The sequence below is a fragment of the Gaetbulibacter aestuarii genome (genome assembly GCF_039537665.1).
Classification (GTDB): domain Bacteria; phylum Bacteroidota; class Bacteroidia; order Flavobacteriales; family Flavobacteriaceae; genus Gaetbulibacter_A; species Gaetbulibacter_A aestuarii.
This window is the reverse complement of the sequence record NZ_BAABAY010000006.1, coordinates 198,689-224,445: the sequence shown is the minus strand read 5'-3', so window position 1 is coordinate 224,445 and position 25,757 is coordinate 198,689. Positions and strand designations below refer to the sequence as shown.

Annotated in this window: 20 protein-coding genes and 2 pseudogenes; 9 read left to right on the top strand and 13 right to left on the bottom strand. The window is 32.5% G+C overall.

What is annotated here, in order from left to right:
- Positions 1–2: 2 nt before the first annotated feature.
- The gene (locus tag ABD682_RS12860; RefSeq protein WP_344741897.1) at positions 3–374 is read right to left on the bottom strand and encodes a DNA topoisomerase IV; all 372 of its coding nucleotides are present in this window, start codon (positions 372–374) and stop codon (positions 3–5) included.
- Positions 375–408: 34 nt separating this feature from the next.
- A complete protein-coding gene (locus ABD682_RS12855) occupies positions 409–789 on the bottom strand; it encodes a helix-turn-helix domain-containing protein (RefSeq protein WP_344741896.1) in 381 nt (126 codons plus the stop codon).
- A 303-nt stretch (positions 790–1,092) separates the two neighbouring features.
- Between ABD682_RS12855 and ABD682_RS12850 the strand changes: the two genes are divergently transcribed.
- The 6 genes from ABD682_RS12850 (at position 1,093) to ABD682_RS12825 (ending at position 7,866) form a co-directional block, all read left to right on the top strand.
- The gene (locus ABD682_RS12850; RefSeq protein WP_344741895.1) at positions 1,093–2,238 is read left to right on the top strand and encodes a M14 family metallopeptidase; all 1,146 of its coding nucleotides are present in this window, start codon (positions 1,093–1,095) and stop codon (positions 2,236–2,238) included.
- 70 nt (positions 2,239–2,308) lie between these two features.
- Positions 2,309–2,788 (top strand): Lrp/AsnC family transcriptional regulator, encoded by a 480-nt coding sequence (locus ABD682_RS12845; protein ID WP_344741893.1) that lies wholly within the window; start codon positions 2,309–2,311, stop codon positions 2,786–2,788.
- A gap of 157 nt (positions 2,789–2,945) precedes the next feature.
- Positions 2,946–4,397, top strand: a complete 1,452-nt coding sequence (locus ABD682_RS12840) for an MBOAT family O-acyltransferase (protein ID WP_344741892.1) — start codon at positions 2,946–2,948, stop codon at positions 4,395–4,397.
- Positions 4,398–4,402: 5 nt separating this feature from the next.
- On the top strand, positions 4,403–5,362 hold the full coding sequence (locus ABD682_RS12835) for a hypothetical protein (protein WP_344741890.1): 960 nt from the start codon (positions 4,403–4,405) through the stop codon (positions 5,360–5,362).
- Between the two features lie 74 nt (positions 5,363–5,436).
- Complete coding sequence (locus ABD682_RS12830; RefSeq protein ID WP_344741889.1) at positions 5,437–7,128, top strand: carbamoyltransferase family protein; 1,692 nt, start codon at positions 5,437–5,439, stop codon at positions 7,126–7,128.
- A gap of 12 nt (positions 7,129–7,140) precedes the next feature.
- Positions 7,141–7,866 (top strand): class I SAM-dependent methyltransferase, encoded by a 726-nt coding sequence (locus ABD682_RS12825; RefSeq protein WP_344741887.1) that lies wholly within the window; start codon positions 7,141–7,143, stop codon positions 7,864–7,866.
- Between the two features lie 15 nt (positions 7,867–7,881).
- Here the strand turns inward: ABD682_RS12825 and ABD682_RS12820 are convergent, their stop codons facing one another.
- The 6 genes from ABD682_RS12820 to ABD682_RS12795 form a co-directional block, all read right to left on the bottom strand.
- The gene (locus ABD682_RS12820; RefSeq protein ID WP_344741886.1) at positions 7,882–8,493 is read right to left on the bottom strand and encodes a sugar transferase; all 612 of its coding nucleotides are present in this window, start codon (positions 8,491–8,493) and stop codon (positions 7,882–7,884) included.
- Between the two features lie 147 nt (positions 8,494–8,640).
- Positions 8,641–10,431: a NeuD/PglB/VioB family sugar acetyltransferase gene (locus ABD682_RS12815; RefSeq protein ID WP_344741885.1), complete on the bottom strand. Its 1,791-nt coding sequence runs from the start codon at positions 10,429–10,431 to the stop codon at positions 8,641–8,643.
- Between the two features lie 186 nt (positions 10,432–10,617).
- On the bottom strand, positions 10,618–11,274 hold the full coding sequence (locus tag ABD682_RS12810; RefSeq protein ID WP_344741884.1) for an LbetaH domain-containing protein: 657 nt from the start codon (positions 11,272–11,274) through the stop codon (positions 10,618–10,620).
- A gap of 63 nt (positions 11,275–11,337) precedes the next feature.
- The gene (locus ABD682_RS12805) at positions 11,338–12,501 is read right to left on the bottom strand and encodes a glycosyltransferase family 4 protein (RefSeq protein WP_344741883.1); all 1,164 of its coding nucleotides are present in this window, start codon (positions 12,499–12,501) and stop codon (positions 11,338–11,340) included.
- Between the two features lie 49 nt (positions 12,502–12,550).
- A complete protein-coding gene (locus tag ABD682_RS12800; protein WP_344741881.1) occupies positions 12,551–13,525 on the bottom strand; it encodes a hypothetical protein in 975 nt (324 codons plus the stop codon).
- 7 nt (positions 13,526–13,532) lie between these two features.
- The gene (locus tag ABD682_RS12795; RefSeq protein ID WP_344741880.1) at positions 13,533–14,981 is read right to left on the bottom strand and encodes an MBOAT family O-acyltransferase; all 1,449 of its coding nucleotides are present in this window, start codon (positions 14,979–14,981) and stop codon (positions 13,533–13,535) included.
- Positions 14,982–15,476: 495 nt separating this feature from the next.
- Between ABD682_RS12795 and ABD682_RS12790 the strand changes: the two genes are divergently transcribed.
- Both ABD682_RS12790 and ABD682_RS12785 read left to right on the top strand, forming a co-directional pair.
- Positions 15,477–17,390 (top strand): right-handed parallel beta-helix repeat-containing protein, encoded by a 1,914-nt coding sequence (locus ABD682_RS12790; protein WP_344741879.1) that lies wholly within the window; start codon positions 15,477–15,479, stop codon positions 17,388–17,390.
- A gap of 52 nt (positions 17,391–17,442) precedes the next feature.
- A pseudogene (locus ABD682_RS12785) lies at positions 17,443–18,426 on the top strand (UDP-glucuronic acid decarboxylase family protein).
- Positions 18,427–18,558: 132 nt separating this feature from the next.
- Here the strand turns inward: ABD682_RS12785 and ABD682_RS12780 are convergent.
- Together ABD682_RS12780 and ABD682_RS12775 are read right to left on the bottom strand one after the other, a co-directional pair.
- A complete protein-coding gene (locus tag ABD682_RS12780) occupies positions 18,559–19,476 on the bottom strand; it encodes a hypothetical protein (protein WP_344741878.1) in 918 nt (305 codons plus the stop codon).
- A gap of 4 nt (positions 19,477–19,480) precedes the next feature.
- Positions 19,481–20,908, bottom strand: coding sequence for an MBOAT family O-acyltransferase (locus ABD682_RS12775; RefSeq protein ID WP_344741877.1), 1,428 nt, complete (start codon positions 20,906–20,908; stop codon positions 19,481–19,483).
- A 337-nt stretch (positions 20,909–21,245) separates the two neighbouring features.
- Here ABD682_RS12775 and ABD682_RS12770 point away from each other — a divergent pair.
- A pseudogene (locus tag ABD682_RS12770) lies at positions 21,246–21,995 on the top strand (GDP-mannose 4,6-dehydratase); the annotation flags it as partial.
- A 78-nt stretch (positions 21,996–22,073) separates the two neighbouring features.
- On the opposite strand, the gene ABD682_RS12765 reads toward ABD682_RS12770, so the two are convergent.
- Genes ABD682_RS12765 through ABD682_RS12755 form a run of 3 tightly spaced genes read right to left on the bottom strand, consistent with a single transcriptional unit; the run spans position 22,074 to position 25,659 of the window.
- Positions 22,074–23,477 carry a phenylacetate--CoA ligase family protein gene (locus ABD682_RS12765; protein WP_344741875.1) on the bottom strand — a complete coding sequence of 468 codons (1,404 nt, stop codon included), beginning with the start codon at positions 23,475–23,477 and terminating at the stop codon, positions 22,074–22,076.
- A 33-nt stretch (positions 23,478–23,510) separates the two neighbouring features.
- On the bottom strand, positions 23,511–24,653 hold the full coding sequence (locus tag ABD682_RS12760; RefSeq protein WP_344741874.1) for a CapA family protein: 1,143 nt from the start codon (positions 24,651–24,653) through the stop codon (positions 23,511–23,513).
- Between the two features lie 4 nt (positions 24,654–24,657).
- A complete protein-coding gene (locus tag ABD682_RS12755) occupies positions 24,658–25,659 on the bottom strand; it encodes a glycosyltransferase family 2 protein (RefSeq protein ID WP_344741873.1) in 1,002 nt (333 codons plus the stop codon).
- Positions 25,660–25,757: the final 98 nt, after the last annotated feature.

Here is a 25,757-nt window from a genome sequence, read left to right as displayed (position 1 = left end):
TTTCAATCAACTTTGTAAGCAACACCTTTTTGTTTCTTGGTTTCCCCAATGTAAGAATACTCAAAAGTGTATGACGAGTCCGTAGTGGTTAGGATTTTTAAATGAACATCCTTACGCTCTGACATATTTTTCGGGTGAATTGTTCGGAAAACAACCTCACAATCATTAATCCACCGAACTTCCGAAGAATCCTTATGATCATCATAAGTTTCAACCTGAACTTTTTCATTTCGTGTAAAATCGGAAGTAAAGACCTTGCCGTTAATAACAACTTCACTGTGAAACGTTCCAGTTCGGTAATCCTTGCAGTTTCTTGTTGGTTGATAGCAGGCGGTGAATAAACTTGCTAAACCGATCAAAAGAACATATTTCATAAGTATATTTTTAGCAAAAGTACGAATCACCATCTTAATTTTGAAAGTTTTGGAAGCTTCCGTCTGTATAAAAAATAACAATGCGATCAATAGATTTGCCATCAGATTGTTTTACAGATGTTTCCTTTACGTTTTCCAAAACAGCTTTAGGAGCTTTAGAAGTTTCGGATATCACTTTTTTTTCTGATCCAGGATCAAAATGACCTTTACCATTTAGTAACCAATATAACTCTACATCAGGGTAGGCCGCCAGGATTTTTAAAACAAAATCCAGACTTGGTTTATTTCTTCCGGAGAGAATGTGTGAGATGCTGGAACGCTGCACACCAATCGAATCAGCAAATGATGAAGCGCTTTCGCTATAATAATCGATTACTTTTTGAAGCCGTTGTGCAAATTCTTCTGTGTTTACCATTGTAAATTATTAATGAGACATATTGGGTTACAAATGTAACAAAAGGAGTGTAAATAACCCAATATATAGGTGAAATATCCTAAATTATATTAAATCAAAACTTTAATATAAATAGTATAAAGTATTGAAATTAAAGAATTAAAGGTTTTAATATAAGATATCATTATAGATCGGTGTTTTTAACCATACAGATGTATACAAATGTTTAAATCTGCTAATTTTAATCTGTATACATTTGTAACATTTCTATTGTTTACAATTGTAACAATGGATTTGTTTAGTTTTGTAATCTAAATGAATCTTATGCAACCTGACCTTATTAAAAAACTTTTTCAGCAACATAAAGAACCTTCATTATTTGGACGTTATATAACAAATGGTCACATTGAACCTTTGTTAAAAAATTTGAGTTCAAAGGTTTCTTTATCTGTTATCGGCCGTTCTGTCCTTAATAAACCTATTTACGGTCTTAAAATAGGTGAAGGTTCCAAACGATTATTGCTTTGGTCTCAAATGCATGGCAACGAATCGACAACAACTAAAGCGTTATTCGACCTTTTAAACACGCTTAGCGATTCAAATAGTAGCTACTCCAACATTTTAAAAGCTTGTACTTTCTATATTATTCCGATACTTAATCCGGACGGTGCAGAGCGTTATACACGCTTAAATGCTAACGAAATCGATCTTAACAGAGATGCTCAGGATCTGACGCAACCTGAAAGTAGGGTTTTGAGGGATGCCTTTAATGCCTTTAAACCGGATTACTGCTTTAATTTACATGGTCAGCGTACAATTTTTAGTGCCGGTAAAACGAATCATCCGGCTACGGTATCATTTTTAGCACCTGCCCAAGACCATGCTTGCACGATTACTGAAAATCGAAAGATCGCAATGGAACTTATTGGGGTCATGAATGCAGGACTTCAATTTGAAATACCCAATCAAGTGGGCGTATATGATGATGCTTTTAATTTGAATTGTGTTGGCGATACTTTTCAATCGTTAAACGTACCTACAGTGCTTTTTGAGGCCGGTCATTATAATAATGATTATCAACGTGAGTTTACCAGGGAATTGATTTATAGGGCATATCTTTTGTGCTTCGATTATATTTCCAATAATAATATTACCGGAACAGGTTATAAGCCCTATTTAGATATTCCTGAAAATGATAAGTGTTTCTACGATATTATCATACGAAATACCTTGATGGACAATAAGATAATTGATGTTGCTATTCAGTATGAAGAGCGTTTAGTCGATAATACTGTATTTTTCGTTCCAATGGTGCAAAAAATTGAATCTTTACCTGAATTTTACGGTCACAAAGAGATCGATGCTGAGGGAAGTGCTGTGTTATCTGCCGATGGTATGCCATTGAAGCTTTCTAGCGAAAACGTTTTCGTGATGTTGAATAATGAAAAAATCACACTTTTAGTGGAATAAAATGTAGTAAATATGCATTATTATTAATAAAAATCTATTATTTTTGCCTTATATTTAAGAAATTTCAATTATGGGCAAAATCAAATTAGACGAAATTGATCACCAGATTCTTGACATGTTAATCGACAATACAAGAATACCCTTTACAGATATTGCAAAAAAATTATTAATCTCTGCCGGAACTGTACATGTTCGGGTTAAGAAAATGGAGGAAGCAGGAATTATTCGAGGTTCTTCGCTTACTTTAGATTATAAAAAATTAGGCTATTCCTTTATTGCTTACGTTGGTGTTTATTTAAATAATACCTCACAAACCAAATTTGTTTTAGAACGAATTAATGAAATTGCTTATGTTACTGTGGCTCACATAACGACAGGGAAATTCAATATTTTTTGCAAAATTAGAGCGCGTAGTACAGAACATGCCAAAGAAGTTATCTTTTTATTAGATGACATCGAAGGGGTTTACAGAACGGAAACCATGATCTCCCTGGAAGAAAGTATTAACGACAAAAAACGTTTGATGCATTCTATTTTCAATGATATGTAACAGCAAACAACTTTATAAACTAAGCTCTTTCAATTGGAAGGGCTTTTTTTATATCAAATCAGTACAATTCACAGGAATTATAGGTAATTCAAAGAAAACTTTTGAGTGTTTTTAATAAAAGTTTGATTTTTAATGGTCTCAAAACGCGACCAACCTTATGGTATTTAATTCTTTAGCCTTTTTTCTTTTCTTAGCTATCTTGTTTTCTTTGTACTGGTTTGCATTTAAAAAATCGGTAAAGGCACAGAATATACTTATTTTAATAGCCAGTTATTTTTTTTATGGCTGCTGGGATTGGCGGTTTCTATCTTTAATTCTATTAAGCACCATAGTTGACTATTTCGTTGGTATTCAGATCTACAAAACCGAAAATAAAATATTGAGAAAGCGCTGGCTTTGGGTGAGTGTGCTATTTAATGTCGGATTGCTCGGGTTTTTTAAGTATTACAATTTTTTTGTGGATTCCTGGACCGATCTGGCTTCTGCTTTAGGTTATACGATAAAAAGTACCTGGACGCTCAGTGTGATCCTACCGGTGGGTATTTCGTTCTATACGTTCCAAACCATGTCGTATTCCTTCGATATTTATTATAAACGTTTGGAGCCTACCCGCAACTTTTTGTCCTTCGCCACCTTTGTGAGTTTCTTTCCGCAACTGGTCGCCGGACCTATAGAGCGTGCTTCAAATTTATTACCGCAGATTATTAACAAAAGGATTTTTAAGGATAAACAGATTATTGAAGGTATGAAGCTTATGCTTTGGGGGTTATTTAAAAAGATCGCCATTGCGGATGCTTTAGCGCCTATGGTTGATGATATTTTCACAAATTACGCAAGCTATCCGGCATCAACTTTGGTCCTGGGTATTTGCTTCTTTAGTTTTCAAATTTATTGTGATTTTAGCGGGTATTCCGATATAGCCATTGGAACAGCCAAATTGTTTGGTGTCGAATTGATGACTAATTTTAAATTTCCCTACTTCTCACGCAATATAGGTGAGTTTTGGAGACGTTGGCATGTATCATTATCAAGTTGGTTCAGGGATTACATTTATATTCCTCTAGGAGGATCACGCGTTTCTAAATTAAAAGGAATAAGAAATGTTTTTGTTATTTTTCTGGTCAGTGGATTTTGGCATGGTGCCAATTGGACCTTTATTATCTGGGGAGCTTTTCATGCATTGGCTTTTATACCGGTATTTTTAATGGGAGATCATACCAAATATAAAAATACCATTATCGCACAGACAACTTTATTACCTAATTTAAAGGAAATAGGGAAGGTGCTTTTAACTTTTAGTTTCGTGAGTTTTTCATGGATTTTTTTTCGATCTGACTCCATGACAGATGCTATCCTTTTTATCAGGCAATTATTTGATAATTTCTCCTTTGAAATTTATAAAAATCCACTAGGGTATAGGATGGAGGATTATTTTATTCTACTACTCATTTTTATTGTTTATGAATACCTCATTAGAAAAACGCCACGATCGCCATTCAATTTTAATAATAAGGTTTTGCGCTTTGTCAGCTATACGGCTGTTATTTTAGGAATATTATTATTCTATGATGATGGTATTGATCGATCCTTTATTTATTTCCAATTCTAAAGTCTATGAAAAGGATTATTTTAAAAACGGGTTTATACACAGTGCTTATTTTGCTTTGTTTGGAAGGCATAATCAGGATATTTCATCTTACGAAAGACTATCCGAAGCGCTACGTCGATAAATTTGGTGTAGAGAAGTGGGTGCCCAACCAGAACGGCTATTCGGTTACCGGTATAAGAAGACAAAATTTTTCAGAATATCACATTAATAATTTCGGGTTTAACTCGTATCGGGAATTTAAACCGTCTTATAACACTCAGGAGATCGCTTTAGTTGGAGATTCCTTTATTGAAGGCTTTCATCAAAATTATTATAACTCAATAGGAAGAAAGATTGAAAATCGCTTAAAAGATGTTCAGGTTTTTGAGTTTGGTTATGCCGGTTATGATTTAGCCGATCAATTACATTTAATTAACGCATACAACAAGATGTTCGAAAAGATTGACTATGTTTATATTCTTTTAAATTTTACTGATGATTTGTCGCGAGGAACCTATGAAATTAAAAAGGAACGTTTGAAGTTGGAATCACCTTTATATAAAACCTTAAGAAAAAGTAAGCTCATTGTTTATTTATACGATATCGGGAGCTTCAGCGCTGTGAATTCATTACTAAATCAATTAACATCATTTTATAAGAAAGTACCAGCTGAGTCTAAACAAAAGTCTCAACCTAAGGAGAATGAAACGTATGAAAAGCGATTGGATAATTTTAATTCTTTGGTAGATTTGTATGGTTTTGATAAAAAACGATACAAGTTTCTTCTGGATACAGAAAAGAGTCCAAAAAAGTTTTTGAACTATTTGAATCAAAATAAATTTCATTATTTAGATTTTGGACTCATGATGGACCAGTCTAAAAAACGAACGACCCTTGTTTATGACATGCATTGGAACGATCACGGTAGAGACCTTATTGCTGGCTTAATCGTAAATGATTTTACGAATACCCTAAGAAACAAGTAATAATGTATTTATTTTATGAAAAATGCACATGAAATGCTTTTATTTAATTAACAAAATAATATTTAAAAGAACACATGGTAATACTTGGATTAAACTATTATTTTCATGACTCCACAGCCTGTTTGGTAAAGGATGGCCAACTTATCGCTGCTATTGAGGAAGAACGCTTAAATAGAGATAAACACTCTAGAAAATTTCCTATGCTGGCTATCGATCGTTGTTTAAAAATAGCAGGTCTAAACTATGATGATATTGATCACATTGCTGTTTCTATTAAACCAACCCACAATATGGCTAAGAAGGTCGTCCATGGTTTAACAAATTATAAAACCATCAAACCCTTTATCAATCATGAATTGGTTCATGGTTATAACAAGCAAAAAAGCTTTTGGAATTGGTTTGGCTATCATTGGGACTCTAAAAAAGAAGGCCCTCAAGTCCATTTTATCCCACATCATTTTAGTCACGCTCCCGGAAGTTTTTACGTTTCTCCTTACAATGAAGCAGCGCTTCTGGGTATTGATGGATCCGGGGAATGGGCAACAACCTGGTTAGGATATGGAAAGGATAATAAGATCGATTGTATGGGTGAAACTTTTTTCCCACATTCCTTAGGGTCATTTTACGAGGCTGTGACTCAGTTTTGTGGCTTCAGAACGAATTATGATGAAGGAAAAACGATGGGATTAGCGCCCATGGGAGACCCCGAAGTGTTTCTCGATGAAGTTGACAAATTAATTACCGTTGATAGTGAGGGCCAATTGCATTTTGATCTGAGCTATTTCAATTATCAAAACATGAGTTGGAAACGTTGTTCTGAAAAGTTTTTTAAAATTTTTGGAGAACCGCGGAAAAACGGAGAGCCTTTTCAAAAGCACCATATGGATGTGGCTGCAGCCTTTCAACGTGTTTTAGAAAATAAAGTGCTTCAAATTTGTGATATCCTTTACAAAAAAACAAAAGCAGATTATTTAGTGATCTCCGGTGGTGTTTCACTGAATAGTGTGATGAATGGTCGTATTGTTCGTGAAAGTCCGTTTAAAGATGTATATGTGATGCCGGCCGCGGGTGATAATGGCACAGCCATAGGTGCGGCTTATTACCTGTATAATGGCATTCTCAACCACTCCCGTAATTTTGTACATCTGAACCCATATGTTGGGACCACCTACAGTAATGATGAGATCGAAGCGGTTTTAAAAGGTGCAAAATTGAGCTATAAAAAATATGATGATATTTGCGATGAAGCCTCCAGACTTTTAGAAGACGGACAGATCATTGGTTGGTTCCAGGGCGCCATGGAAATTGGACCCCGGGCATTGGGTAGTCGCAGTATTTTAGCCAATCCCGCTTTCCCACAAATGAAAGATAAGATCAATGCCGAAGTAAAATTCAGGGAAGCTTATCGACCATTTGCACCCTCAGCTATCCTTGAGGCCAAAGATGATTTTTTCGACCTGGAGGTAGAAGCACCCTTTATGCTGAAAGTATGTAATGTTTTAAAAGATAAACAATCCGTGATCCCGGCTGTAACGCATGTGGACGGTAGTGCCAGACTTCAAACGGTTACCAAAGAGTCGCATCCAAAATATTACGAATTAATTAAAAAATTAGGAGAACGCACAGGTGTTCCGGTAGTTTTGAACACAAGTTTTAATATTCAGGGAGAACCTGTGGTTGAGTCGCCACAGGATGCTATACGGTGTTATTTCTCAACTGGGCTGGATTACTTAGTTATTGGGGATTTTTTGGTATCGAAATTGTAAAATACTTATGAAATGGAATCTAGTTTTTCAAATGATTTTATAGATCATACTATTTCTGATTGGGCAGGAAGAAAAGAGCCTAATATTGTAGAAAAATATTTATTCGAAAATTATTTAGAAAATTCAGAATTGTCCGTTCTGGAGGCGGGAACAGGTGCCGGGGTTTTGTCCTTTTGTTTAGAGAAGAAATTTGGGTTTAAAAATATTACTGCTTTTGATATCATACCTAAAATGATTAAAAAAGCGCAGGATAAAGCCAAAAAACAAAAGTCGAATATAAAATTCATGGTTGCAAATGCCTGCCATTTACAAAGCTTAAAGTCTGGACAGTTTGATTATTTAATTTATCTGGGACAAATACTCAGTATGGTCCCGGAGGAGCAATTAAACTTAGCTTTGGAGGAAGCCTATCGCCTGGGGAGTAAAAATAGCACTTATTTTTTTAGTTTTTTAGATTGGGGCTCGAGATGGTATAACCCCATTCTCAGTTTTAATATTAATTTAGCCAGGTTACTGACTGGAAGACCAATTAAAAAATATTACATACCGGAAATTAAATACAAAGGTTCTATTAACTGGCATTTTTATGAGAATGAACAGCATGCATTATTATGGTGTAAAAAAGACCGTATCATACGAAAACTTAAGTTAGCCGGTTTTAACGTAAAGAAGATTTATTATGAATCAGATATTACGAATAAAAAAGGTACTGCTTTTTATTTTGTTTGTAATAAATAATTATTTTTTTGTTGGCTAATTATTTCCTGTAAATGGCGGCATGTTATTGTCATCTGTATTATTAATACCTTCTTTTATTAGAACTTTTTTTAAAGTGAGAATTAAAATTTTTAAATCTAGAATAAGGCTAATATTATGTACATACCATACATCAAGATCAAATTTTTGTTTCCAAGATATTGCGTTTCTACCATTAACTTGGGCCCAACCAGTAATGCCTGGTTTAATTAAATGCCGTTGTTTTTGATGGTCGTTATATAAAGGTATATAATTAGGAAGTAAAGGTCTGGGGCCTATAAGACTCATATCACCCTTAAGAACATTTATTAATTGCGGAATTTCATCTAATGAATATTTTCTAAAGAAAGCACCGGATTTTGTTACTCTTTTTTCAAATGAAAGGAATTCTCCATTTTTATCTTTTTTGTCATTCATCGTTTTGAACTTAATTATTTTAAATGGAATTTCATTCTTCCCGGGACGCGTTTGGAAAAAAAAGGGTTTTCCATGATTTGAAAAAAATAAAACAATAAACTCCACAATAAAAATTGGGAATAGAACAACAAATGCTATTAAAGCCAAAACAAAATCCATTAAAGATTTAAAATAATTTTCGTAAAGGTTCATTTTTTAATTTTCTAGTATTTACAAAACAATATCAAATATAATTTTTGACTAGTAAGCTTTTAAATCCATAATTAAGAAAAGTAACTTATTGTTTATTGATGAAAGCATTGAAAAAGGATTATGTTGATGTTGGTTTCATTAGGAAACTTATTCCTTTTCTATCTTATTGTATAATGGGAAGTACTCATCAGGATCTTTGTAATTTTGATCAATTGTTTTAGAGTCATTAATATGCGTTTTCATCAATTGAGAATATACTTTTTTATTTATAATTTTTCTACCAGTATAAAACATGACATCATCGTCATTTGGAAAAAAAGACTTTTTGTATTGATATAGACTATCACCATTCTTTCTTCCACCACCCAGGGCATAATATTTTAAATCATTTTCTATAGCCCATTTAATAACTTCAATTTTTAAAAAATCATTGGGACGCATAGAAAAGTATTCACTAATAGTTCCACCTAAAAATGAAAAAATGATATCATCATTAATGATTAAGAGTTCGGTTGAGATGGGATTGTTCTCATGATAAATTAAAGCAACTGCAACTTTGTTTTGAGTGTTCTTTATTAAATTTTCAAAATAAGATTTTGAATAGAAATAATTTTGGCTTGCGTTATTTCGAACCATGGTTTTAATATAAATATGATAAAACGAACTAATCACCTCCTCTGAAATATGTTCACTGAATATTTCAATACTCAAATTATTTTTCAAAGCCTTTCTATAATTATTTCTTACTTTCTGTTTGAAATTCGTCCAAATTGTTTCAAAGGCATGTAAATGCCCACACACATTATTTAAGGTAGGTAATAAATGTCCGGAATAGAATTTATGGTTGTCGTTAAGGTTGAATCTTATAAACTCAGTAACGACATTATTTTCTAAATACCATGTATCAACAAGTTTCCAAAAATATTTGAGATCATAATTTGTAGCATTCTTATTGATTAAGGGGCCACTAAAGCCATAAGGCGATGAAACGTCGAAGTAATCCTCTTCATTTTTACCTTCAAAACCTTCTATTTTTTTAAGAAAAACAGGCATTAAAACGCGAGGTTGGTTATTCTTATATAAAACTAAATAATGAAGTTTTCTAAAATGTGTATGATTGCAGTATTCTAAAGAATAAAATGTATTAAAAACTTTAAATGCTTCTAAGACTTGTTTTAAAATCAAAATATCCTCTTCACTATCAATACGAACCTTTTTGAGTTCATAGTTTTGATTGAGAACCATAGCCTCCTCATGTGTACCTAAATATTTTTCTGAATTAGTTCGTGATCTTATTTTTTTTGCGGGTACCCCATAAGCAACAAGATTATTTCCGATTGATTTAAGAACCAGAGAGCCAGCTCCCACGATAGTGTTTTTTCCTATGGAAAGCCCTTCAATGACACTCGCACCAAGCGATATGGCAGAACAGTAATCAACCATTACTCCACCTCCCAGAGTTGCGCCCGGGGCTATACTGGAAAAATCTCCAATCTTACAGTCATGATCAACAGAACATTTAGTGTTTAAAATAGCATGTTTACCCAGGGTAGTATCACTATTTACAACAACACCCGCCATAATACAGCAGCCATTTCCTATAACAACATTTTTACCTATTATAGCCCTTGGATGTATGGCTGAAATATATTTTAAATTCAAATTGAGATCATCAATTTTATGATACATGGACATCCTGGAATAATTATCACCAATCGCAATAATACCACCGTATATATTATATGTTTTTAAAATGTAGGGTAGGTCCTCTTCTGTTCCTAAAATTTCATACTCGAAAACAGTTTCCCCTTTAGGTTTAAAAGAATCAATTAAACCAATAATGTTGTACTTATTTTGTTTCTCCAGGATATCAATAATCACTTTTGCATGACCCGAAGCTCCGAATACAACAATATTTTGCTTAGTACTATTTGACATTATGTGTTTAAAGTGATTTTGATGAATAATTTTTTATGGCTATATGAAATTGCAATAGAGGAGTAAATTTCGCTTAGAGAATTATAAAATTAATTTTTTTCACAAAAAAACGATTTTATTTTAGGTAAACAGTCAATATTTCTGACAAAACAAAGCTGACTTGAATACTGAAACTCTGAGTCATCACTATTCTTGAGTTTTTATGATTTTAGCCGGTGTTCCATAGACCGTAAAATAATCCTTTACATCTTTGGTAACCAATGAATTTGCCAAAATACCACAAAGGTTTCCAATTTTAGTGTTTTGAATGATCTTAGAGCTCATCTCTACCTTACTAAAATCACCTATCTGTACGTACCCACCAACAGTGACATTCATTTCAATATCAACAAAATTATTTATTATGCAATCATGCCCAACAGACAAATTTCCACTTAGAAAACAAAATTCACCAAGAGTCACATTACTGTTGATAATACAATTGGCCATTAGAAAGCTCCCCTTCCCAATAGACACCTCTCTCCCCAGAATAACACTGGGATGGATAACGGTCTTGAAATTAAATTCCGGGACAAGGCTAATGATATTTTCATAAATCATCTTTCTTTTTTGATTCTCGAAAGCAGCTATGATTCCGTATACTTTTTTGTATTTTTTGAGAATACTCGATAAGTCTTCAATATTACCAAGACGCTCATAATCAGAATTTGAAGCGTTTTTGTCATCAAAATAAATAATGCCTAAGATTGAATTTTTATTTTCAGCTTCAACGCATGAGATCACGGTAGACATATCGCGATGGTAACCAATAATAATGACGCTATTTTTGACAGAGTTGACCATGGAAAGAGGTTAAGGATTGTTAAGATAATAAATTGCCAATTAGAAATCTCTTATTTCTAGAAATTATTTTTCCTTGGCAAGGCCCAATAGCCGTTGATATTCCTCTAAAAGGGCATCCCAAACGACCTGTCGTTCATAACGCTCGGTGATGAGGGCCCTACACCTTTCGGAATCGTATTGAAGTTCTTTATTTAAAAATTGTTTCATTTTTTTTAATAGAGCCTCCGTATCTTTTATCGGAATGATTGTGCCGTTTTCACCTTCAATAATAATCTCATTACAGCCATTAATATCCGATACAATCGCCGGTAAGCCCATAGCGCCGGCCTGCATGACTACGTTAGGGAAGCCTTCCCGATAACTCGGGAATACTAAACAATCAGCAATGGCCAGAAAGGGGCGTACATCATCCACCCAACCGGTATTGATTATTTTAGGGTTCATTTCCATGGCTTTTAGGGTTTCATCTTTGAGGGGGTCCAACTCGGTTTCATAATCCCCAACCAACAGTAATTTTAAAGCTGAGTTTGTTTGACTTATGGTTGAAAAGGCCGAAACGAGCTCGTTGATGCCTTTATCTCCAACCAGCCGCCCTACAAAAACGAAAACCTTATCTGATTGTGAGATATTTAATTGGCTGTTAAGTGTTTCTTTGACATTTTCGCTAATACATTTAGGGTTAAAATGTTTAGTGTCTATGCCATTAGAACTTCCATTAGCGATAACCTTTAATTTGTCCTTAGAAGTAAAATTGTTTTCTAAAATTATTTTGGTAAGGCCGTGCGCATTTGGGTAAATTTTAGTGGCGCAAGCATAGGTAAATTTTTCTACGGTATTGAGCAGTTGTCGTTTCAGACCGGTAGTTTCTACCAATGGTAAGCCGGCTATGGTATGCAAACGATGCGGTACTCCTGCTAATTTTGCAGCAAGCATAGATAATGTTCCGGCTTTGGGTGTATGTGAATGTACAATAATCGGTTGCTCTTTTTTGAAAAGCTTATATAACTGATAAACAGCCTTTAGATCTTTTATCGGGGTTATTTTACGTGTCATTTCAACCGGAAATGTTTTAATTCCCTCTTTAGTCTCAATGTTCTTAAGGGTATTTCCATCAGGTGAAGAAACACCTGTAATTTCAAAATATCGAGACATGAATCGCATTTGCCCTTGAAGTAATCCACTCAATGAAATAGGGACCGTAGTGATACGTAATAATTTGGGCTTCAATGGTAAATGAGTTTAGGAACAAACATGTTTATTCGATTCAATAAATATTTCATAATTTTTTAGTCAATGAGTTTTGAAGATTATACTTTAATATCGTATCTGCAACTTTTTCCGAGAAAAGTTGTGCTCCTATTTTATTTAAATGATTGGCGTTATAAAAATATTTTTTTTGAAAACTCATTTGATCATTTGAGAAATCAAAAAGGGGAATATTGTATTCTTTGGAAATTTTAACATAATAATCCATTATTACTTTTCTATTTGCTACTATTCTTTGTCCTTCAATATATTCAGGAGGATACATAAAAATTAGTTGTATATTCTTTTTCTGGCATTCTTTAATAAATTTTTTAAATAATAATTTAGGTTCTTTTTCAATTTTAAATACCAAGGAATCATGGATCTTTTTAGCTTTTTCGAGATCGGAATTCCAGGGTATATCCATTGCCATATGCCCTTTAAATCTTAATTTTTTATTGTTTTTATCAAGTATTGTGTAAACACAAGATTTTAGAACCTTTCCTTCTCCGGAATATCGAATTAATGGAATGAAATAATCAAATTTATTGAATCCCTCATATGATTTAGTAAAATTATAAATGTCTTTATTCCATAACATGTATGGCAAAAACTGACCATAATTATATAATTCTTTCCTTTTTTCCAAACCAAAAATATCTAAGGAAACTATAATTAATTGAGGTTTTTTATTAAACTTCAGAAATTCCCTATGTCTTAAATACTCCAACCAAAAATGATGTCCATCCATTCCAAAATTATAGCAAGACTCTGTGGTTTTTTTTTCTATGATTTGTGGGTCAAAATCCATGTCAGCTCTTGACGATCCGTAAATAGCTATAGCGCAGTCAACTTTAGAGGTATAAATATCATTCCAAACATTAAATTCACCTGCAAATCGTTGATGGTCATTCCGCAATACAGAGGATATGGCCAAATCGATGAGAAATGACAACAAGATTAAAATTGATAGAAAAATAAATATTTTTTTAACAAACCTCTTCATGATCCCATTAAAATTGAAAATAAATGAATTGTTGTTCTGACCCAGAGCAGAGAATAATCAAAATTGCTATTGTACAATACATAGAATATCTAAACGTTGAGTTCATTTTTAAAGCTAAATTTTCAATAGCATATTTATTTTCTCTTCCAATCCATTCTACAAACAGAAATAATACAATAGTCAACAAAGTAAATATTAAACTTATTTCCTTGTGATTCTCAGGTAAGCTAAAAATCGTACTAGAGAAAATTTTAGAAATATAGCTTATAGCATGGCCAATATTTTCCGCCCTAAAAAAAATCCAAGCTAAAACAGTTAAACAAAAAGTAAGCCCCATTAGAAAAAATTCCTTAATACTAGGAAGGTATTTTCCTTTAGCCACTACATCCAAATGGTTGCGATTATTCTTTGTTAATAAAAGTGGTAAAAAATAGATTGCATTTAAAAGACCCCAAACAATAAAGGTCCAATTGGCGCCGTGCCAAAAACCACTTACTATAAAAATGATAAAGGTATTACGCACTTTCATAACCGTTCCACCTCGACTTCCGCCTAAAGGGATATAAAGGTAATCTCTAAACCAAGTTGACAAAGAGATATGCCATCGTCGCCAAAATTCTGCTATATCTCGAGAGAAATATGGAAAATTAAAATTTTGCATAAGATCAAATCCAAATAATCGGGAGGTTCCAATGGCTATATCTGAATATCCTGAGAAGTCACCATAAATCTGAAAAGTGAAAAATATTGCACCTAACACTAAAGTGCTTCCATTATAGTCTTGTGAATTATTAAAAATTTGATTTGCAAATTCCGCACAGTTATCAGCTATAACCACTTTTTTGAACAAGCCCCACAAAATTTGCCGCATTCCGTCTACTGCTTTGTCATATTTAAATTTTCTCTTCCTATAAAACTGAGGAAGCAGGTGAGAAGCCCTTTCAATGGGTCCTGCAACGAGTTGTGGAAAGAAACTAACAAAGGCAGCAAAAGCTATAAAATTTTTGGTTGGTTCTAATTTTCTTCGGTAAACATCTATGGAATAACTAAGCGTTTGAAACGTGTAAAAACTGATTCCAACAGGTAAAATAATATTTAAAAATCTACCTTGAACAGGGTGGCCGAAAAAAGAAAAGGCTGAAATAAAGTTATCTAAGAAGAAATTGTAATATTTGAAGAATCCTAAAAGACCTAAATTCACAGCAAGACTTACCCATAAAAAGATTTTACGTTTCCTTGTATTTTCTTCTTTTTCTAAAGCAATACCGATCAAATAGTCCACTACAGTGCTAAATAATATAAGGGATAAAAAGCGCCAATCCCACCAACCATAGAATATATAGCTAGCAAGTACTATTAGTACATTTTGAAGTTTTAGATTATTGTTAGCAAAATACCAATAAAGAATGAAAACTATTGGAAGAAAAACAGCAAAGTCTATTGAATTAAAGAGCATGGTTCAAAAGATAAATAGGGATAGGCCCTTTGGGCTTGATTGATTTAATTCTAATTTCTAAATAGGTTAGTTTAACCCAGAATAATTTAAGGTTAAATAATATGTAAAATAAAACTTAAGGTAAATATAGAAAAGTATGTAACTAGACCTATAATTTTTCTATTTAATGCATACAATTTGGATAAACAGTAATTCTAGATGTTAAGGTCTGTTAAAATCAGGGGTTTATTCTAATAAGTTATTAACAATGGATACTTTTTATCGAAGATTCCTGTTATTTTAGCGACGTTTTTAAAACGATAGTCCAAAAAAAGAATGATAGCGTATATGTTATTGATTGTTTTCTTATTATTAAATTCATTTTAACGATAATAAATGCTTTTTATCGATTTTTAAATAAGTATTTTGTCGAATAAATATGTATTTAATCGGATTTATTAAAGTTATTATTTAGTATTGCTTTGAAAAACAGTTCTTAACCTATACAATAAAAAAATGATGATACAACGCAATTTAATAGCCCCGATTTTACTTAGTATTTTTTCCCTGACATTCGCTTGTAGTAACGAGCCATTAACAGAGGATCCATTAGCGAGCACATCCACTGAACCCATACAAAAGGAACCTGTGCAAACAAACGGTAATACTCCTTGTGATTTTGCTCTAACGAATCTGACGGCCAATACCACCGTTATTATAGATTGTATGATGGACCTTCAGGGACAAACAATTAATGTTCCTTCTGGTGTGACCATTGAATATCAGACCGGAGGCGATATCATTAATGGTACTTTAAACTTTTCGGATGGAGATATCATATCTGGGGAATTGTTAAATGGCAGTTTGGAGTTAACAGGTGCCACAGCCCAATTAAAAGAACCAACTTTTAACTTCATTCCAAACCGTTGGGACATCGTAGAAGGTGAGGTTGACGATATGGTAGCTTATGATAATAAACTCATACTTAATAAGGTTCTGAAGGATATTCAATTAATGGGAGGAACAACCTTTAAGATCGACAAACTAGATGCTTATTTCCAAACACAACCCTGGTTTGTTGAAAAAAGTCAATCACAACAGGATTCGGCTATTCAGGTACCTGCTGGTATGCATTTAATTATGACAAATAATACAAATTTGAGAGTTCAGCCAAACAATGGCAAGAGAGTGGCGCTGTTGGCTGTATATAAAGCGGATAATGCAATCGTTGAAGGCGGGGTTTTACACGGTGATCGAGATACCCATGATTATTCTGATGGTGGTACCCATGAATGGGGGCATGTGCTGATTGTAAAAGCCAGTAAAAATGTAATTATCAAAAATATGACTCTTATGGATGCGGGTGGGGATGGTATAGCCGTGAATGCCTATGGACACGCTTCTGATTCAAATTATATCTATTGTGATAATGTTTTAATCACTGGTAATAAAATTATTAGATCCAGACGTAATGGATTATCCATTACTGATGGGAGAAATATAATTGTAGAGAACAATGAATTTATAGATTCAGGTACATCTACTAGTAATTCCAGTGGCGTTGCTCCGATGTGGGCCCTTGACATCGAGCCCTATAGAAGTGGTGGAACTATTTATGAAATTGCAGAAGATATCACGATTAGAAATAACATAGAAAAAGGCTCCGCACAAGGTGGTTTTATAATATATACAGGTGATCGGATAACGATTGAAAGTAATACTATGGAAAATGGAATTCATTACAGACAAACTTCAGGTAGTATAATCAGAAATAATAAAATTACCGGCGTCTCAGATATTAGTAATAATGCTAGGACTGCCATTGGTGCTGAAAACAGAAATGGCAATAAGGACAATGTAATTTCAGGAAATACTATTTCTGGATTCAATACAGGGATAAATGTAGGTGATTATAATAGTATTGAAGTTTTTGATAATGTAATTAATGACTGCGGAAAGGCAATTGGATATCAATCTTTATTGAATGCAAAAATACATGATAATACGATTACATCTTGTGATCTTGGTATTGGTTCTCAGGGTTTAAATGTTACCTTAGAAAATTCAGAATTTTATAATAATATTATTACTGATTGTAAGTTAGGGTTTAATCTCAATTATACAAATGTGGAAGAATTAAGTAATACATTTACTATACGGAATAACACTTTTGAATCGAGTAGCAATTCTGAGGTAAAATATGTTAAAGGGTTAGAGTTTATTAATAATAATTTAACTGGTGACATTCGAGTGGGTGAAACTGAAAACAGTAGCTTTAGGTCAAATACAATTGTTGGACAATTCAAAATCACCAGTGGATGTAAAAACCTAATGATTTCAGATAATTATATAACAGATTGTTTTTGGGACAATAATAACGATGACTATTCGATAGTTAATATTGTAAAACAAAATAACTCATGTAATTAAGAGCTTTTGTGTAATCGAAATTCTCTTTACTATTGCAGCATAGGTAGAACTAATGAAAAAAATATTAATTACAGGAGCGGCAGGGTTTTTAGGGTCACATTTGAGTGATCGTTTTATAAAAGAGGGCTATTTTGTGATAGCTATGGATAACTTTATCACCGGCGACAAAAATAACATTTCTCATTTATTTGGACATCCTAGTTTTGAGTTTATAGAACATGATGTTACTGAGTTTGTAAAAATAGAAGGCAATTTAGATTATATACTTCATTTTGCATCACCAGCCAGCCCTATAGATTATTTAAAAATACCAATTCAGACATTGAAGGTAGGATCGCTGGGGACCCATAATTTACTGGGTTTAGCCAAAGCAAAAAAAGCGAGAATATTAATAGCTTCAACATCTGAAGTGTATGGTGATCCTTTAGTGCATCCCCAAACAGAGGACTATTTTGGTAATGTGAATACCATTGGACCACGGGGAGTTTATGATGAGGCGAAGCGTTTTTAAGAATCCATTACCATGGCTTATAATAGATTTCATGGGTTGGAAACCCGTATTGTTAGAATTTTTAATACCTATGGACCTAGGATGCGGCTGAATGATGGGCGCGTGATCCCTGCCTTTATGGGTCAAGCACTACGAGGGGAAGACCTGACCGTTTTTGGTGATGGTTCCCAAACCCGCTCCTTTTGTTATGTAGATGATCAAGTGGAAGGGATTTACAGACTTCTTTTGAGTGATTATACATATCCTATAAATATTGGAAATCCGCATGAAATTACCATTAAGGATTTTGCAGAAGAAATCATCAAATTAACAGGAACCACTCAAGAAATTATTTATAAGGATTTACCTACAAATGATCCCTTACAACGTCAACCTGATATTAGTTTGGCTAAAAATATTTTGGATTGGCAACCAATAGTTGGAAGAGAAGAGGGCATGAAAATAACTTATGACTATTTTAGAGGACTGACTCAAGAGGAGCTCTACAGAAGTGAACACCGAGACTTTAAAACACATATTAAGTAATTATTATTTTCTAGTAAATAATTTAAGTTTATGCTTAAATTTAAAGTTCTTATATAATACGTTATTATTCATTTGATTATTATTAATAATAACGCAAACTTTATAATTATTGTAAAACCACAATATGTTCTATTACATATTGTGAATAATAGAATCGCACAAAGCTTTTGTAAATTCTTTTCCTGAATACTTATTAATATGATGACCATCGTAGGTTTCATAGTAATTTTTTAGGGATTTATTAAAATTAAAATATGGAATGTTATTAGATTTTGAGACAGAATCTAAATATTTTTCAAAATTTGGGTAGAAGCTATTTTCAATTTCCAATATTTCTTTATCTACCGGAGTTCTAACCAGATAAATTCTTCCATGGTTTTTAAAATTTTTAAGGAGGGTATCAAAACTTTTTTTTCTCAATTCAGATATAACATAATCGTTAACAAAACCATGGAACATTTTTATTTGACCTTTTTTCCAAGCATTAAAAACAGTGCTGTCTTTTGGTAAATTACTCTCTTCCAGCCATCCATTTTTATGTAATAATGATTTCTTTTTAAATATACCTTTAAAGTGGAAGTAATTATAATTTTTTATCAAGTATTCGAAATTTGGATTCATAGACACAAAACTCATGTTATGAGGAGGTCTACCACTTTCCATGAATTCTCCTTTGTTATTATCGTTGCTTTTTCTCGACATTAGCATCCATGGGTCAAGAGAAATGATAAATAAACCATTTTTAGTGTCAGGGGCTAATTTTTTTAAGATACTCTTACGATATAAAGGTCCAATATGGGCTTGGGCAATTGTAAAAGCATAATTAAGCATCGGTAATTGATAATCTTTATTCGCCAATACTGAATCTATAATTTGAGGCTGAATACCTTGCATTGCTCGAGAATCACCAATAATCATAGAATGTGTTTTGGGAGTTGTGAATTTTTGATAAAAATAATCCACATTGCCACCATACCCCATAAGAAAAAGCGATAACAGGAAGATAGTCAAGGCAAAAAAGAATCCAGATTTTAATAAAAATTTTTTCATTACTTTAAAATTGAAAATAGATAAAAGATTGAGATTTTGCTCCAAAAATCAGGATTAATCCAAGAATAAATACATAAACACTCCACCTCAAATACATTTTCATTTTAGAAAATTCTAAACCATGTTGTTTATGTCGCTGAAACCATTCCACAACAACTAAAAATAGAATAAAGACTAATGGTTTTAGATCTATAAGTGGTATGCTCATAAGCGATTTAGAAAACATTTTATGTAAATATTGTAATGCCTCTACAACATTTGCTGCTCTAAAAAATACCCAGGCAATTATAGTTAAAAAGAATGTTGTTCCAATTTGTATGACTACTTTAGGAGCCATTCCAAATTTCCCAACACTGACGACATCCAAATGAACTCGATTTTTATTCCGTAATAACAAGGGCAAAAAATAGAATGCATTGAGTGCACCCCAAACGATGAAGGTCCAGTTTGCGCCATGCCAAAATCCACTTACTATAAAAATTATAAAAGTATTTTTTACTTTCATCCAGGTACCACCTCGACTACCTCCCAAAGGTATATACACGTAATCCCGAAACCAAGTAGAGAGCGAAATATGCCAACGCCGCCAAAATTCAGCAATATCTCTGGAGAAATACGGAAAAGCAAAATTTTGCATCAGGTTAAATCCAAAAAGGCGGGCTGTGCCTATGGCAATATCAGAATAGCCGGAAAAATCACCATAGATCTGAAATGCAAAAAATATCGCTGCGATAGCTAATGTACTTCCGTTATATTCAGAATAGTTATTAAAAACCTGATTTACTATAATAGCACAGTTATCGGCAACCACAATTTTTTTAAATAACCCCCACAGAATCTGTCTTAATCCATCGGTTGCTTTGTCATAATCAAATTTGCGTTTCTTGTAAAATTGTGGGAGCAAATTAGTGGCTCTTTCTATCGGCCCCGCTACAAGTTGGGGAAAGAAACTAACGAAGGCAAAAAAAGCTATAATATTTCTTGACGGTTTTAAATTACCTCGATATACATCAATTGTATAGCTCATAGTCTGGAATGTATAAAAACTAATACCAACCGGTAATACCACATTTAAAGTAAATGCATCTACCTGAAATCCTAAAGCTATTGCAGTTTCAGCAAATTCCTTTGAAAAGAAATTGAAATATTTAAAAACCCCTAAAAAACCCAAATTGACCAAAATGCTTACTATGAGCCAACGTCTTTTTATTCTTTTATCATTAGTTTTATCAATAGAAAGACCACAATAATAATCTACAAAAGAGCTAAACGCGATTAACGATAAAAACCGCCAGTCCCACCATCCGTAAAAAACGTAACTAACAAATAGTAATAAAAGATTTTGCAATTTTAACTCTTTGTTAAATAAAAACCAGTAAAATATGAAAACAGTTGGAAGAAATACTAAAAACTCAAATGAATTGAATAGCATAAAATTATTGATTTAGAATTTATTTTGTAGTCTTTATTTCTCTTATTACTATAAGACTAAAAAATTTGGAAAAGTTAAAAAAAGAAAATAATCCAAATAGAAACATACAAATGATAATTTTTGGTAGGTTAAGCATTTTTTAAATAAAATATGCGAAAATAATTATAGTAAACTAATTTATAATAACATATTGGTTTTTGTACAAAATATCCATAAAAACACCTAAAAATCGTTATATTTCAATTAACATCAGTAGCGGAGGTAAATTTATAGCTTTTAAGATTTTGTTTTAAAATCTCTACACTTAGGTGTTCTGCAAGCAGATACATCTTATCATAATTTTCATTTACATTTTACATCACCAGCCAGCCCTATAGATTATTTAAAAATACCAATTCAAACGTTGAAGGTAGGATCGCTGGGAACCCATAATTTATTGGGTTTAGCCAAAGCAAAAAAAGCGAGAATATTAATAACTTCAACATCTGAAGTGTATGGTGATCCTTTGGTTCACCCTCAAAAAGAAGATTATTACGGCAATGTTAATACCATTGGGCCTCGGGGAGTTTATGACGAAGCGAAGCGTTTTCAAGAATCCATAACTATGGCCTATAATAGATACCAGGGTTTAGAAACTCGTATTGTTCGAATTTTTAATACCTATGGACCAAGGATGCGTCTGAATGATGGTCGTGTTATCACTGCCTTTATGGGGCAAGCACTAAGAGGAGAGGATCTAACTGTTTTTGGTGACGGTTCACAAACCCGCTCATTTTGTTTTGTGGATGATCTGATTGAGGGGATTTTTAGGCTTCTATTAAGCGATTATTCATCCCCTGTAAATATTGGAAACCCGCATGAAATTACTATCAAAGAGTTTACTGAAGGAATCATCATATTAACGGGAACTTCTCAAAAAATAATTTATAAGGAATTGCCTTTAAATGATCCTTTAAAACGACAACCCGATATTAGTTTAGCTAAAAGATTATTGAATTGGGAACCAAAAGTTGAAAGAAGTGAAGGCATGAAAATAACCTTTAAAAACTTTAAAGGGCTTTCCCAAAAGCAACTGAATAAAAGCTAGCACTGGGACTTTAAAAAACACATTCAGCTGTAAGATTTTTATCATATCAATTTTAGATATGTATTCAACGAGGGATAATTAATTTAGTTTAAAGTTTCTCTTTACGGCATCGAATTTACCATTGGCCCCCAGAGGTATTTCTTCTACGATGTTAATTTTAAAATTAGTTTGATCACCTAATCTTTCTTTTAAATTATGTATCAATTTTTTTTCTATCATTTGGGAGTATTTTGAATTGACTATGTTATTAATAACAAAGTCTTTAGGCGTGTTTTGTATAATTTGACTTTTTACTATGCCTTCCAACCCCTTATATGCCGTATCCATTCTCCCAACAAAACCTTTTTCTTCGGTCCATAAAATATCATCTTCCCGACCGGTAATCTTTTCAACTAATGGCATTTTACAACCGCATGGACAAATGCTGTCATGTTCCGGTAAAAGCACCGTATCTCCAATATTGTAACGTATTAAGGGGGTTTTTAGATTTCTAAAACTGGTAACGACCAATTGAGCAAATTCACCAGGTTTAGCAGGACTACCCTTCATATTAATAAATTCAAAAAAACCGGAGTCTAAATTAATATGTAAATTTCCACTAGTGCATTCTGTTATAAAAGGACTACCTTCACTGGAAGCGTATTGATTAAATACTTGGCAACCAAAGGCTATTTCTATCTCTAAACGCTGATAGTCGTACAAAGTTTCGGCGGTAACTGCAATTGCTTTGGGTTTAAAATTTAGTCTAATATTATTAGTATTAATATATTTTGCAATGACATAAATTGATGACGGGTAGCCATCAATTAATTTTGGTTTAAAATGCTTAATTTTTTTTACATAATCAGGTAGATTTTTTTCTTTTAAATGATACGACGACATAAATAATTGTCTTTCAAAAAAATTATAAATCCAAAATGGAGGTTTTGTTGTTTTTGGATTAACAATAAGTCTTCCTGAAAATCGAATTTGTTTTACTGTTTCTTTAATACCAATCGTAGTATGAAATCGTTTCCATAAAGCAAAGGATCTATGTATTGATTCGGCGTCAAGATAATCTTTAGTTGGTGATCCTGAAGTTCCACTTGTAAAACCTATGGCTTCCGTTTTCCTATCCTTATTTTGATTCATTATTTCGTCCACAAATTCTTTTCGTTCACTCTTTTGCAAAAGAGGCAATCTCTCCAATACAGAAAAAGGATTTAATTCGATATCTCCTTTTGATACACCTGCCTCATCAAATTTGGTTTTATACCATTTCGAATAGCAATAACATTCTAATAGAAGGTTTTTTAACTGTTCTTTTTGGTATTTTTTGATAACTTCTAATTCTTCAAACCATAAATTATTGTATTCGTTTAAAAAAAAATGAAAATCTTTGGAAAACCTTTTTCTATAATTAATTAGAGCTTTTAAATTCAATCCCGCTACTTTTAAGGGGTAGGGAAGTTTATGATATAGTTTTTCTTGTTTACCAGACATTATTATTTACTTTAAAAAGTTTCATAAATTAATTTAATACAATGGTTCGTCTAAAACATCGGTCATAATCTCATGGTGTGTCTCACATTTAAGCAAATTTAATAGTAGTCTTTTGTGCTTATTGGAATGAAAAAAAACTTTAGGCAAAAAACCTTTATTAATCAAAGCTCTTAAATAATCATTTTGAATGAACATGAGTCCTTGGTACATATTTTTTTGAGAACCCAAATATTTTAAATATTCATTTTTAAACATAACATCATCTTTAATGATACAATTCAATTTCTGAATATGCTCATTAAACAAATTCCTTTCTTCAGCATTAAAAAGCTGGATCTCTGGTTTCTCAACTGTACCCTGATGAAATGGTATTAATTGAAACTCTATATTTTTCGATTTAAAATCTAATATTAGGCCCATACCTTGCGTCCAGGTACCTTTTTGATACTTTTTTTTGTAATCAAATACAAAATTACCTAAACTATAAAAAATCAATTTTTCATTATACTTTTCATAACCACTGTAGCAATGTGTATGGTGACCTACTACAACATCGGCACCACTATCAACGAAAAACCTAAACCGTTCTCTTAATTTTGGTGTTGGAAGTTGATAATGCTCTCTTCCTCCATGAGAGATCACTATTACGTAATCAGCATTTTTTTTTGCGGCCTTAATATCGTAATGATTTGTAATCAAATTAAGTGGGTTTGCCCCATAAGCGTTATCAGTTGCCGAACAAAATTCATTCTCAGCAATATTAATAAATGCAAATTTTTTAGCACCGATTGTAATAAAAAACGGCTTTCTAGCCTCGTTTAAATTCTTGCCTGAACCAACTGTATTTATATGGTGCTCTTTGCATACTTTAAGAGTCGATTTAAGTCCTTCCGCGCCAAAATCCATAATATGATTATTCGCTAAAGTCACTAATTTAAAACCCGCGTATTCTAATGGTTTTATAGACTCTTTTGATGCTTTTAAATTCGGCCCTGTTTTGTTTATTCCTTTTTCAGAGTTTGTAAGTGGACATTCCAAATTTGTTATGGCTAAATCCGCTGACGATATATAACCCAGAAAGTCACCGAACAATGTGCTGTATTCACCTTTATTTATATATAATTTATTTCTACCTATGGGACAATAATCCCCTGTCAATAATATTTTTGCACTCATTCCTTTAAAATTTCTTTTTGATACCGTATTGAAATAAAAACAACCGAAATAGTAAAAAGTTATAACCAACAACATATTTTCTAAAAATATTTCTTTTTCGATTTAATATCTTATGGTTGGTATAATAGATATCCTCTTTAATTAGTTTTTGTTGAATAATTTTAATTGTGCCATAACTAGCATTGTTTTTAAATAATTCTTGAAAAATGCCTATACAAATGGATGTCATTTTTTCATTAAAATAAAAATTATGCTTTTCTACAGTTATTAGTTCATGCTTTAACCGAAATGTTTTTATTTTTAGTAAAATTGAAATTAGATCTGAAATATATTTATCTTTCTTAGCCTGATCTTTTGATCGCGTAATGGAATTTGGTTGTTGCAAAAAGGAAGCGACTATATAATTCGTTGACATGACTCTTTTCGACAGAAAAAAAGCACGTGTATTAAACTCCAAATCCTCTGCATAAATTTTTTCAGAAAACCACAAATCATTGTTGATTAAAAACTCTCTGTTGTATAACTTATTACACGCTGAATTAATGCTATTGGCTGATTTTTTATAATCAATTCCTTCAATTACACTTTCTGTTCTATTATCCGGTTGGAACCTTTTTATTAATTTTTTATTGGTGTCTATTAACTGTGCGCCAAATTCTAATATTTCAGTATCGTTTTTCAATGCTATAGCCAAAATATAATCTAAACTATTTTTTAAATACCAGTCGTCAGAATCTAAAAATAATACATAACGTCCTTCTGCCAGTTTTATTCCGGTATTTCGAGCGCCTCCCAGTCCTTTATTTTTTTGGGATATAATTTTAACGTTGTTAAAAGAACGAGTAACAGACTTTGCCAACTGTAAGCTATTGTCCGGTGATTCATCGTCTACTAAAATAATTTCAAATTCGTTATCATCTAAATTTTGATTGTATACGGATTGTATGCAGTTTACTATATATTCCTCAACATTATAAATGGGTATGATGACGCTTAACTTTATCATTAAAATTTCTGTAATTGGTTAGTTATCGATTTAAAGTAGGGTTAGATCAAAAAAATTTAACACATTTAATGATTTACAAGTTATTGATTCATCGAAAT